The organism is Bradyrhizobium vignae (assembly GCF_004114425.1).
Lineage (GTDB): Bacteria > Pseudomonadota > Alphaproteobacteria > Rhizobiales > Xanthobacteraceae > Bradyrhizobium > Bradyrhizobium vignae.
In genome coordinates, this window is record NZ_RDQF01000007.1 from 152,827 (window position 1) to 165,156 (window position 12,330).

Consider the following 12,330-nt stretch of genomic DNA (forward strand, 5'->3'; position numbering starts at 1 on the left):
GTTATGTCTGCTGACAATCAAACCAGCAGGACGTCGAGAAAAAGCATAGCGCCGCACCAGAGATTCGGGATTTGGAAGGCCTGGAACGGTCAATGCTTCTGGTGCCGCGAGCCCGTAGCGTTCCAGAGTTGCGAGATCGACCACGTTATTCCCCTTAACGCGGTTGGCGGGGGTAAGGCTGCCGCCGTCCGCACTCATTTCGGGCTTTCAAATACGTTCGATTTTGACAATTATGAGAATTGGGTCCCAGCGCACGCTCCTTGCAATCGCAGCAAAGGTGCAATTGTAATCGACCCAGCGCCCGCCACCTCGATCTACCTAAAGCAGATCGGCTCAAAAATAGCGCTGGCGAAGGCGACTGCGGATCGCGTGTTGCGAGACAATCGTAAGGGTGAACTTCTCGCTCGATTGCAGGTCGCGATCAATTCGGGCGACATATCCGAAGCGGAAATCCAAGAGCTATGGGCTGGCCTGCCGACACCTGTCACGAAGGGAGGCACGCTGGGGTTCCTGATACAAGAGGAGCTATGGATCGCGCCTGGATGGAAAGTTGTTCAAGCCAATGGAAATCTTGTCCATGTGGTATCGGCGGCTGGACGAGCAGGTGTTACCTCGACCTCCAATCACCCAAGTTGGGTTTGCTCAAGATGCGGCAATAAGGGGCCATGGAATGGGGTGATCTGTTTGAGCTGCGGCAACCGTGAAGAGCCTGACTAGGATGACACGGCCCTAGAATTCGTTGAGAGCATACTTAGGAGATAGAGATGGATATTATGTCCGCACTGAGCGTGGGCACAAAAGCACTCGAAGCATTGAAGGCGATCAAAGACATAGAAAAGGACTTCGATGCCGCCACTTGGAAAGCGAAGGTGGCGGAGCTGATGAGCGATGTCGCTGATATGAAGATGGCCCTTGTCGAAGCGAACGATAAAATCGCAGAGCTAGAGAAACGCGCAGCAGACCTAACTGCCCAGGTGACGTTCAAGGCGGAGAACACGGTCTACGAGAATGGCTTTTTGTATGAGGTGTTTCAAGACGGAGACGTTGCCGAGTTTCCCTTTTGCCAGCATTGCATGACGGACGGCAGGCACGTCAGGATCGCCAGGGCTCCGGGAGGAGCGAGCGCGATATGTCCGAGCTGCAAGACCCACTTTGACGTCCGATCCGTTTGGCACCGTTAGCGAACTGGATTGATCATCTTATCCCACCCCGCCAGGGGCCATAGTCTTCGGACGGTCTTGACGTGATCCCACAATGCTCCCACAAAGGGGCAGCCGATCCAAAAATCCACTGAGTTCAGGGTATTAGGCCGGGCTCGGAGCGTATCCAGGTTCCCCAGCCAGCTCCAGGCACTTTTCCAGGTATGGTTCCAAGCCCCCTGCGCAGGATGAGGCGCAGGATGCCAGGTTCATCGGCCGCCTCGCTGCTCGCGACGGTTTGCCTCACCTTACATTCGCATTTTCAGGTCGGATCGCAGCGCGCTGTATCGTCCTTGGGCCGTACAACCCAAGGAGATCCCTCATGCCCTATGTCGATGGTTTCGTTCTCGCCGTACCGAAGGACAAGATCGAGGCCTACAAGGCGCTGGCGACGACCGCCTGCGCGATCTGGATGGAGCACGGCGCACTCGATTATGTCGAATGCATCGGTGACGACGTTCCCTATGGAGAACTCACCTCGTTTCCGCGCGCGGTAATGGCGAAGGAGGACGAGGTCGTGGTGTTCTCCTGGATCGTGTACCGCGATCGCGAGAGCCGAGATGCCGTCAACAAGAAGGTGATGGCGGACCCGCGTCTGAAGATGGAGGGAATGCCGTTCGACGGCAAGCGCATGATCTATGGCGGCTTCACGACATTGCTTCGGGCGAGCGACATCGCAGCCTAAAGAAGCCCGTCACTTGATCTTGTCGTAAGCTGCTGCGAAATCGCCGAGCGGCATCGGGATCGCGATCGTCTCCTTGGCCATGTTCTGGAAGGAGACCTTCAGCTGCTTGCCCGACCGCAAGGCGGCGAGCAGGTCCGGCACCACCGGGGTCGAGGCGTAGCAGCCACGGTTCTCGCAAGTCTGGATCTGGAGATCGACGGTCTTGCCTTCGTCCACCTGGAGCTTGGCGCCGACGGGAAGATTGAGGCCGAGTGGCAATTGCAGTAGCGCGATCGGCGTTCGGGTGTCGGGCGTGATGCGGATGTTGATCAGGACGACGGTCTGGCCGGTCTTGGTCAGCACCGCGTTTTGCTCCATCGCGCATTCGAGCGGCGCATCGCGGCTCGCGCTGGTGCAGCGGACGATCCAGCCGGGCTGCCCGGAAGCGCTGTCGGCCTGTGCTTGCGTCGGGGCAGGCGCGGGTTGCGCGGCCGGAGGAGCGGCGTTCTTCTTGGCGCCCTGCTGGGCATGTGCGGCGCCCGCTGACAACAGGGCAGCAGCGGCAAGGGCGACAAGTCTGGATTGCATCGGCATGGCGAAACCACATTTGCGAACCGGGGTCTCGCTGTAGCGTCGCGGCAGTCGCGGCGCAAGTTTACTCGGCGGCTTCCTTGACGCTGCCGCGCTCGGGCGCCTCATCGCCTTCGCCACCCGAACGGCCCCAGGTGGAGAACCAGTTGTTCAGCTTATCGAGATAGAGGTAGACGACGGGTGTGGTGAACAGCGTCAGCGCCTGGCTGACGATCAGGCCGCCGACCATGGCGTAGCCGAGCGGCTGGCGGATTTCGGCGCCGGTGCCGTGGCCGAGCATCAACGGTACGCCGCCGAGCAGCGCCGCCATCGTCGTCATCATGATCGGGCGGAAGCGCAGCAGGGCGGCCTGGCGGATCGATTCCTCCGGCGTCTTGTGCTCGTCGCGCTCGGCGGCGATCGCGAAATCGACCATCATGATGCCGTTCTTCTTCACGATGCCGATCAAGAGGATGATGCCGATCAGCGCGATCAGGCTGAAGTCGAAGCCGGCGGCCATCAGGATCGCGAGCGCGCCGACGCCGGCCGAGGGCAGCGTCGACAGAATCGTGATCGGATGGATGTAGCTCTCGTAGAGAATGCCGAGGATCAGATAAACCACGACGAGGGCGGCGAGGATCAAGAGAGGCACGGTGCCGAGCGACTGCTGGAACGCCTGCGCCGTGCCCTGGAAGCTCGAATTCAGCGTCGGTGGCGCACCGAGCTCGGCCATTGCCCGCTGCACGGCCTCCGTGGCCTGGCCGAGCGCCACGCCTTGCGCGAGATTGAAGCTGATCGTGATCGCCGGGAACTGGCCCTGGTGGCTGATCGAGAGCGGGCGGACCGGATCGGTGGTCCAGGTCGCGAAGGTCGACAACGGCACCTGATCGCCGGTCAGCGGCGATTTCAGATAGAGCTTGTTCAGGCTGTCGAGATTGCCTTGCATCTCCGGCAGGATCTCGAGGATCACCTTGTAGGTGTTGAGCTGGGTGAAATACTGCGTGACCTGTCGCTGTCCGAAGGCGTCATAGAGCGTGTCGTCGATCAGCTGCGGCTGGATGCCATAGCGCGAGGCGGTGTCGCGGTTGATCTTGAGTTGGACCGTGGTGCCCTCGGTCTGCTGGTCGGTGGCGACGTCGCGCAGCTCCGGCAGCGTCTGCATCTTGGAGAGGATTTTCGGCGCCCACTCGTTGAGCTCGGCGAGATCGGCATCCTGCAAGGTGAATTCGAACTGCGTGCGAGTCGGGCGGCCGCCGAGCCGGACGTCTTGGGCTGCCTGCATGTAGAGGCGGGCGCCCTCGACCTTGTCGAACTGTGGACGCAGGCGTGCGATGATCTGCTGTGCCGAGGCCTCGCGCTGGTCGCGAGCCTTTAGCGTGATGAACAGGGCGCCGTTGTTACCGGCGCGGCCGCTGCCGCCGATCGCCATGGCAACGCTGGCAACGTCGGGATCGGCCATGATGATCTTGCCGAGCTGCTCCTGGCGTCTCATCATCTCCTTGAACGAAATGTCCTGCGAGGCTTCGGATGTGGCCGTGATCAGGCCGACGTCCTGCTGCGGGAAGAAGCCCTTCGGGATCAGCACGAACAGGTAGATGGACAGTCCGAGCGTGGCGAAGAAGATTGCGAGCGTGGTGCGCCGCCAAGCCAGGGCGTGGTCGAGCACATATTCGTAGCCGCGCAGCATCGCGTCAAAGGCGCGCTCGCTCCATTGGTAGAAGCGGCCGTGGCGGACTTCGCCATGAGCGCGCAGGAAGCGCGAGGCCATCATCGGCGTCAGCGTCAGCGACACGAACATCGAGACGAAGATCGTCATGGCCAGCACGACGGCGAATTCGCGGAACAGGCGCCCGATGATGCCGCCCATCAGCAACAGGGGGATCAGCACCGCGATCAAAGAGATGCTGATCGAGAGGATGGTGAAGCCGATTTCCTTGGAGCCCCTGAAGGCGGCCGCGAGCGGGGTTTCGCCTTCCTCGATGTAACGGGTGATGTTCTCGAGCATCACGATGGCGTCGTCGACGACGAAACCGACCGCGATGGTGAGCGCCATCAGCGATAGATTGTCGAGCGAATAGCCGGCCACCCACATCAAGGCGCACGCGCCCAGAAGCGCCAATGGCACCGTGACCGTGGGAATGACCGTCGCCCAGAAGCTGCGCAGGAAAATGAAGATGACCATGACCACGAGCGCGATGGTCAGCAGCAGCGTGAACTGGACGTCCTCGACTGCGGCGCGGATAGTCGTGGTCCGGTCGCTGATCAGCTCGACCTTGATCGCGGGCGGGATCGCTGCAACGAGGCGGGGCAGGGTCGCCTTGATCCGGTCCACGGTCTCGATGACGTTGGCGCCCGGCTGCTTGAAGATCACCAGGAACACGCCGCGCTTGCCGTTGGCCCAGGCCGCCTGCTTGGCGTCTTCAGCGGCGCTGACCGCTTGGCCGATGTCGCGAATCCGCAACGGACCGCCGTTGCGATAAGCGATGATGACGTCGTTCCAGTCCTTCGAATGGGTGAGCTGGTCGTTGGCATAGATCGTGTAGGCGCGTTTTTCGCCGTCGATATTACCCTTGGGGCTGTCGACCGTGGTGATCGCGATCTGGCTGCGCACGTCTTCCAGCGACAGGCCCTTGGCGACGAGTTTCGCCGGGTCGACCTGGACGCGGATGGCGGGCTTCTGCTGGCCGCCGATGAAGACCTGGGCGACGCCCGAGAGCTGGCTGATCTGCTGAGCAAGCTGGGCGTCGACCGCGTCGCTGACGCTGGTCAGCGGCAGCGTCTCCGATGTCGCCGACAGCAGCAGGATCGGCGCGTCGGCGGGGTTGACCTTGCGGTAGGTCGGGGGCGAAGGCAGGTTTTTCGGCAACTGGCCGCTGGCAGCATTGATGGCGCCCTGCACGTCGTTCGCGGCGCCGTCGATGCTGCGGTTGAGGTCGAACTGGATGGTGATCGATGCCGTGCCCAGATAACTCGTCGAGGTCATCTGCGCGATGCCAGGAATCTGGGCGAATTGCCGCTCGAGCGGCTGCGCCACCGACGAGGCCATCGTTTCGGGGCTGCCGCCGGGCAGGTTGGCGGTGATCTGGATGGTCGGAAAGTCCACCTGCGGCAGGGGCGCAACCGGAAGCAGGGGATAGGCGACGAGACCGACGAAGAGAATGCCAGCCATCAGCAGCGAGGTGCCGATGGGATAACGAATGAAAGGTGCCGAAATCCCGCCCCCAATCATTCCTGTCGTACCTTGTTCTGGGCTGGATCCGAGCTTGCCACCGCCGTCGACACAAGGCTGCCGGGCTGAACCTTGAACTGACCGCCAACGATCACCTGCTGGCCTGGGCTCAAGCCTTCCTCGATGACCGAGCGCCCGTCGATGCCATAGCTGACCTTGATCTTGTGCACCTCGGCCTTGTTGTCCTGATTGACGGTATAGGCGTAGAGTCCGTTGGTTGAATGCTGGACCGCGTCATCCGGAACCACGGTCGCATCCTTGAGCATTCGCACCAGGAGCCGGGTCGAGACCGATTGGCCCGGCCACAGCGTGTGGTCCTTGTTGTCGAACACCGCCTTGAGCCGGATCGTCCCGCTGGTCGTGTCGACCTGATTGTTGATGACCGCGAGCTTGCCCTCGGCGAGCGTCTTCTTGCCGTCGGTCGTGAAGGCGATCACCTTGAGCGCGCCGGCTTTCTGGCCCTCGCTGATATAGGGGAGCTGGTCTTCCGGCGCCGTGAAGATCACCGAGATCGGCTCGACCTGCGAGATCGTGACGATGCCCGTCTGCGTCGAGGCGTTCACGATATTGCCGATGTCGACCTGGCGCAGGCCGGCGACACCGGTGATCGGCGCCTTGACCTGGGTGTAGTCGAGCTGGGTCTGGGCGTTGGCGATCGCGGCTTCGTCGGCGGCGATCTGGGCAGTGAGCTGGGCGACCGTGGAGCGCTGGGTATCCACCCGCTGTGCGGTCGCAAATTCGCCGAGCCTCATCGCGCGCTGAAGTTCGAGATTGGCGTTGGCTAGACTAGCCTCGTCCTGCGCCTTCTTGGCCTTCGCCTGGTCAAGCGCGGCCTGATAGGGACGGGGGTCGATCGAGACGAGGAGATCGCCCTGCTTGACGATCTGGCCTTCTCTAAATTCGAGCCTGTCGATCTGGCCATCCACACGGGTTCGGACTTGGACCGTATTGAAACCCTGAACCGTGCCCAGACCGGCGAGATAGACCGGAAAGTCTGTTTTCTGGACCGGCGCAACGCTGACCGGGACGGCGGGAGGCCGGTGCGGACCTTTTTGTGCGGTCTGGGTTTTGCCAGCCTGGGATGAGCCGAATTTCTGCCAACCATAATAGCCCGCGGAGGCCACGGCCGCGATAATCAGAAGCCAGAGGATCGGCCGGGACTTTTTCATGTCGTCTCGTGTCGGCTCGTGTGCCCTCAGCTACGAATAATAGGGCAACCGTAGAGTTCCATCGCGATGTATAATACACGCCAAGTTCCAGTGTAAACAGCACTATCGGTTGAGAATCCTAAACAATTGGAAAGCTTTGCACCCCGTGGGCAGTGGTCTGGCGCGGCCGTGTGCAGCACTGCATTTTCCCGGCACGACTGATCGGCGTGCCGGTCATGCGCAACCCCAAAGACGGTGTGCTCATGTGAATGACGCCGCTCTGGCCGTGGTTCGGACCAGCCACAAGAACGGTTCTAAATCGCGTGGAGACCGTTTCGGTTGTCAGGCATTTCGGCATCGTCCATATCGGCGCCGCCATAAATGGAGCGCAGGATGGACGAGCTGAACGGCAAGCTGATCGCATGTCAGATTCTGATCACGGGATTGATCGCGCGTGTCGCCAACGAGCAGCGCGATCCCTTGCGCTTCCTCACCGACTTTCGCGACGAGATCAAAGCCGTCGTGAACGGCATCAACATCGCCGGTATGGACAGTACCGATCGCGTGCGCGCCGTCGCGCAGAAGACCGTCGACGAATTGTTCTCGCTGATGAAGCCGCCGAGCAGCGACTGAATCCGAGAGCATCCCCGCCGATTTCGCGGCATTTGTCGCGTACGTTTTGGAATGAGTCCAATCTATCTTTAGAACCGTTTCAAGCTTCAGTTTAGAATCGTTTTGATCTGGACTTATTCAAGCGTTCTCGCGGCTTGCGCGCATTGACCCACTATTTTGCTGCCGATACCAACAGCCCAATCGCTCATCGAAGTGAGTGAGCGAACATGAAGATGGGGCGTGTTGTAATGGGGCAGGTGGTCGCACCGAAATCGTTGCGTTCGGTGGCAGCATTCGATCCGATGGACGAGAGGTTCGCGGGCGTTTCCGGAAAAAAAGTTTCCGCGGTCGCGAGCTTGATCGCGGTGGCATCGGTGTCGAGCGGTGCGCAGGCGCAGCAGTCGAACCTGCCGCCGGTGACGGTCGATGCTCCGGTCGAGCGTCCGCGTCCGACGGCATCGAAGCCGACACCTGATCAGGTCCGCGCGCGCAACGCGCTTCGCCGCGCAGCGCAGCGGCAGCAGGCGGCGCAGACGGCTCCGACGACGCCCTCCGGTCCCGCCGACGCCGATCCCTATGCCGATCCGGCTGCGCCCTACAAGGTTGACCACGTTCAGGCCGGCGGCAAGTTTCCGGAGAAGCTGGTCGATACGCCGAAGTCGATCACGGTTCTCAGCAAGGAAGTGCTCGAGGACAAGAACGCCACGACGCTGAAGCAGGCAATTCTCAGCACGGCCGGCGTGACGCTCGGAACGGGCGAGGGCGGCAACGCCTTTGGCGACCGGTTCTTCATCCGCGGCTTCGACGCGCGCAACGACATTTTCATCGATGGCGTCCGCGATGCCGGCGTCAGCGTGCGCGAAAACTTCTTCACCGAGCAGGTCGAGATTCTGCGCGGTCCTGGTTCGACCTTCTCCGGTCGCGGTGTCGCTGGCGGTGCGATCAACATCGTCACCAAGCAGGCGACGACGGCGAGCAACTTCTACAACATGGACACGACGTTTGGCACCGACCAGACCAAGCGTGTCACGCTCGACGTCAATCAGGTGATCGACCCGACGCTCGCCATCCGAGCCGGCGGCCTGTTCCAGGATGCAAATGTCGCTGGCCGCGACTATGTCACCGATAATCGAAACGGCGCCTTCGTCGCCACGACCTGGAAGCCGACCGATGCTGTCAAGGTCACCGGCAACTACATCCATACCGAACTGACTGGCCGCCCGGATTTTGGTGTTCCCTATTATCGGCCGAGCACGACCTCGACGGCCGGCGGCCCGTTCCCGGACTTCGGTGTCAATCGCAACAATTGGTACGGCTTCGTCAACCGGGACTTCTTCCGCACCGGCCAGGACATTGGCACCATCAATGCGGAAGTGCAGATCACCCCCGACTTGATGGTCAGCAACAAGATCCGCGCGTCCCGCTCGACACAGAATTACATTGGTACGCTTCCTGAAGCGCCGAAGCTAGTCGATCCGCTCTCGGCTTCGACGCTGAGTGCAAATCCGCAGAGCCGATTCCAGGTCACGGACGTGTTCGCCAACCAGACCGAGGCAACTTACAAGTTCAATGACGATGTAGGCTTCAGACACACCTTGCTCGGCGGTGTCGAGTACGACCGCGAGAGATCGTCGATCGACAGTTATACCGGCCTCAGCTCGGAGCTGACGACCGGCACGCCCTTCAGCGGCGGCGGATCGAAGACCGACGTCAGCGTATTCGCGCCGCAATACACCAATCTTCCCTTCGGGATTCCGAGCCTCACCGGAAGTCCCACCAAGATCGGCATCGACACCGTCAGCGGCTACGTCATGGATAGCGCAAACTATCGTGACTTGGTGATCCTGAACGGCGGTTTCCGCTATGACGATTACAGCATCAACACGCGGAAGGTCGGCAGTCCTGGCCAGCAATCGGCGGAGTTTCTCATTCCGAACTTCAACCTCGGCCTGACGTTGAAGCCGGCGCCGAACGGTAGTGTCTATGTGGCGTATGCGACCTCGGCGAACCCGGTTGGCGCCGAATTCGACGGCACCAGCACGGCCTATGGCGGCCTCAACCCCAACCTGCCGGGCGGCAATACGCAGATATTCGGCCCGGAGAAGAACAAGGCCATCGAAATCGGCACCAAGTGGGAGCTGTTCGATCGCCACCTGCTCCTGACCGCAGCGTTGTTCCAGACGACGAAAGAGAACGCACGCGAGTCGCAGAACGTGGGAAGCGCCGCCGCTGCAGCTCCTTTGGGATGCGTCTATCCGACCGGAACGACCGGCAACATATCGTGTATCACAGCCGGAGCAGCCTACCGCATTCGCGGTATCGATCTCGGTGTGGGCGGCAAGATCACCGACAAATGGAGCGTCTTCGGCGGGCTCGTGCTGATGGAATCGGAGGTCACGCAGTCGCTGGCCCCGTCGGCCAACAAGGCGCTGTATCCGACCAATGTCGGTCGTCCGCTCGCCAACATCGCGCATCAGTCCTTCAGCTTGCTCTCGAAATATCAGATCAACGACACCTGGGAGCTGGGCGGACAGGCGGTGTATCGCTCGAAGATTTACGGCGGCACTTTGCTCGCGGCGAACCAGGGCACGTCGATTCCGAGCTATTGGCGCTTCGACATGTTCGCGGAGGCCAAGATCAACAAGAACTGGCAGGTCAAGCTGTTCGTGAACAACATCTTCGACAAGCGCTACTACGACGCGCTGTACCAGAGCGCTGCGCCCTTCGTGCTGGAAGCACCGGGGCGTGCCGCTTACCTGGTGCTGTCAGCGCGCTACTGACGGAGCAACAACGAGTTTCATGCTGACATGCATCGAAAACGTTCTGAGCAAAGACGATGTGGCGGATTTCCGCCGCATCATGGACGCCAGCGCGTGGGAAGACGGCCGCTCGACCGCGGGGGCGCAGTCGGCCGTGGTCAAGCGCAACGAGCAATTGCCGCCGGACGGCGAGGTCGCGCGCAAGCTCGGCAACCGCATCATCTCGGCGCTGACGTCCAACCCGCGCTTCATCGCGGCGGCGATCCCGCTCCAGATCTTCCCGCCGCTGTTCAACCGCTATGCGGCCGACAGCGGCCACCATTTCGGCCTGCACGTCGACAACGCGATCCGCGGCGACCGCCTGACCGGCCTTCGCATCCGCACAGACCTGTCGGTCACGCTGTTCCTCGCCGAGCCGGAGGAGTACGACGGTGGCGAACTTGTGATCGAGGACACCTACGGCTCGCACGAAGTCAAGTTGCCAGCCGGGGACTGCGTGCTCTATCCCTCGACCAGCCTCCATCTGGTCACCCCCGTGACCAGGGGGACGCGGGTTGCGTCTTTCTTCTGGCTTCAGAGCATGATACGGGACGATCAAGCCCGGAGCATGATCTTTGACCTCGACACCGCGATACAGGCGCTGGTGGAACGGCTCGGGCGTGACGATCCCGAAACGGTCAAATTGACGGGCATCTATCACAACCTCATTCGCTACTGGGCCGAAGTATGAAGACCATGACCTTCCAAGCAAGCCTTGCCGCAGCTTTGATGCTGGCGACCGCCTGGCTCGCTTCCCCGGCTTCTGCCCAGACACAAAGCCCGCCGGCGGCACCGGCCCAATCGACAGCTCAGCCGCCGACGGCCGGAACGGTTCCGCCGGCAACTGCGCCGATGGCCCCGCCGCCGGCAGTCTCGACGGCTCCCGCTGCCGCGGGCGCGGCCCCCATGGCAGCCATTCCCGCGAGTGCGAAGCCGGAGCCAGCCGCCGTCGCGCCGGCCATGAAGGAATTGTCGCCCTGGGTGATGTTCATGTCGGCGGATGTCATCGTGAAGGCGGTGATGATCGGGCTCGCCTTCGCATCGCTGATGACCTGGACCGTCTTCATCGCCAAGTCGATCGAACTGTCGGTCGCTTCCAGCAAGCTTCGTTCGGCACTGAAGAAAATTGCCGAGGCGCGCTCCCTCGCCGAAGCGCAGATGGCGCTCGGCACCAAGGAGGGCATCCTGCCGTCCTTCCTGGCGGCGGCGCTGCGGGAGGCGCGGATGTCGGCCGGCTTGTCCAGCGATGCCGGCATCAACGAGCGCGCAGCTTCGAGCTTCTCCGAGATCGTGCGCGCGGAACAGCGGCGCATCCGGATCGGCATGGGCGTGCTCGCGACCATCGGCTCGACCTCGCCCTTCGTCGGCCTGTTCGGCACGGTCTGGGGCATCATGAACAGCTTCATCGGCATCTCGAAGTCGCAGACCACGAATCTCGCCGTGGTCGCGCCCGGCATCGCCGAAGCGCTGCTCGCGACCGCGATCGGCCTCGTCGCCGCGATTCCCGCCGTCATCATCTACAATCACTTCTCGCGCCTGACGAAGGGCTATCTCGAGCTGGTCAGCCGCGCCTCGGGTGCGGCGGCGCGGCTGCTCTCGCGCGATCTCGACCGCAGCCACGGCAGCGCGCATTCGCGTGCGGCGGAGTAGACCATGGCCGTTTCGCTCGCAGACAATGATGACGACGACGACTTCTCGGAAACGCATGACATCAACGTCACGCCGTTCATCGACGTCATCCTGGTGCTGCTGATCATCTTCATGGTCGCCGCGCCGCTGTCCACGGTCGACCTACCGATCGATCTGCCGACGTCGAGTGCGACGCCGCAGAAGAAGCCGGACAAGCCGACTTATCTCAGCATCAAGCCCGATCTGACGCTCGCGATCGGAGAGAACCCGGTTCAGCGGGCTGAGTTGATCGGGACCCTCGATGGCCTGTCCGATATGAGCAAGGACAAGTATGTCTTCCTGCGCGCCGATCGTTCGGTCCCTTATGGCGAGTTGATGGGCGTCATGGAGCTCTTGCGCTCAGGCGGTTATACGCGGGTGAAGCTGGTCGCGCTGGAGGGCCCGCCGGGGGCACCGCCGCCAGGCGCCGCTCAGCCTTGAG

Annotated in this window: 11 protein-coding genes; 8 read left to right on the forward strand and 3 right to left on the reverse strand. The window is 61.9% G+C overall.

All coding sequences use genetic code 11. The features are described from left to right. Positions 1–3 precede the first annotated feature (3 nt). From EAV90_RS08655 to EAV90_RS08665, 3 genes are all read left to right on the forward strand, one after another. Positions 4–717, forward strand: a complete 714-nt coding sequence (locus tag EAV90_RS08655) for an HNH endonuclease (protein ID WP_129143182.1) — start codon at positions 4–6, stop codon at positions 715–717. Between the two features lie 47 nt (positions 718–764). Then, positions 765–1,181: a hypothetical protein gene (locus EAV90_RS08660; RefSeq protein ID WP_129143183.1), complete on the forward strand. Its 417-nt coding sequence runs from the start codon at positions 765–767 to the stop codon at positions 1,179–1,181. 340 nt (positions 1,182–1,521) lie between these two features. Further along, complete coding sequence (locus EAV90_RS08665) at positions 1,522–1,884, forward strand: DUF1428 domain-containing protein (protein WP_122403759.1); 363 nt, start codon at positions 1,522–1,524, stop codon at positions 1,882–1,884. Between the two features lie 9 nt (positions 1,885–1,893). On the opposite strand, the gene EAV90_RS08670 is transcribed toward EAV90_RS08665, so the two are convergent. The 3 genes from EAV90_RS08670 to EAV90_RS08680 all read right to left on the reverse strand — a co-directional run bounded on the left by EAV90_RS08670 (position 1,894) and on the right by EAV90_RS08680 (position 6,831). After that, on the reverse strand, positions 1,894–2,457 hold the full coding sequence (locus tag EAV90_RS08670) for an invasion associated locus B family protein (protein WP_164936840.1): 564 nt from the start codon (positions 2,455–2,457) through the stop codon (positions 1,894–1,896). 61 nt (positions 2,458–2,518) lie between these two features. Further along, positions 2,519–5,662 carry a multidrug efflux RND transporter permease subunit gene (locus EAV90_RS08675; protein WP_129143184.1) on the reverse strand — a complete coding sequence of 1,048 codons (3,144 nt, stop codon included), beginning with the start codon at positions 5,660–5,662 and terminating at the stop codon, positions 2,519–2,521. Continuing rightward, positions 5,659–6,831, reverse strand: coding sequence for an efflux RND transporter periplasmic adaptor subunit (locus EAV90_RS08680; protein WP_164936841.1), 1,173 nt, complete (start codon positions 6,829–6,831; stop codon positions 5,659–5,661). Before EAV90_RS08680 ends, EAV90_RS08675 begins: the two co-directional genes overlap by 4 nt. A gap of 372 nt (positions 6,832–7,203) precedes the next feature. Between EAV90_RS08680 and EAV90_RS08685 the strand changes: the two genes are divergently transcribed. The 5 genes from EAV90_RS08685 (at position 7,204) to exbD (ending at position 12,329) form a co-directional block, all read left to right on the forward strand. After that, the gene (locus tag EAV90_RS08685) at positions 7,204–7,443 is read left to right on the forward strand and encodes a hypothetical protein (protein ID WP_028135749.1); all 240 of its coding nucleotides are present in this window, start codon (positions 7,204–7,206) and stop codon (positions 7,441–7,443) included. 227 nt (positions 7,444–7,670) lie between these two features. Continuing rightward, on the forward strand, positions 7,671–10,202 hold the full coding sequence (locus EAV90_RS08690; RefSeq protein WP_129143220.1) for a TonB-dependent receptor: 2,532 nt from the start codon (positions 7,671–7,673) through the stop codon (positions 10,200–10,202). Between the two features lie 19 nt (positions 10,203–10,221). Then, complete coding sequence (locus EAV90_RS08695; RefSeq protein ID WP_129143186.1) at positions 10,222–10,911, forward strand: Fe2+-dependent dioxygenase; 690 nt, start codon at positions 10,222–10,224, stop codon at positions 10,909–10,911. Next, a complete protein-coding gene (gene exbB, locus EAV90_RS08700) occupies positions 10,908–11,870 on the forward strand; it encodes a tonB-system energizer ExbB (RefSeq protein ID WP_129143187.1) in 963 nt (320 codons plus the stop codon). The genes EAV90_RS08695 and exbB overlap by 4 nt, the downstream gene beginning before the upstream one ends. 3 nt (positions 11,871–11,873) lie before the next feature. Then, positions 11,874–12,329, forward strand: a complete 456-nt coding sequence (gene exbD, locus EAV90_RS08705; protein ID WP_122403753.1) for a TonB system transport protein ExbD — start codon at positions 11,874–11,876, stop codon at positions 12,327–12,329. The last annotated feature ends 1 nt before the right edge of the window (position 12,330 follow it).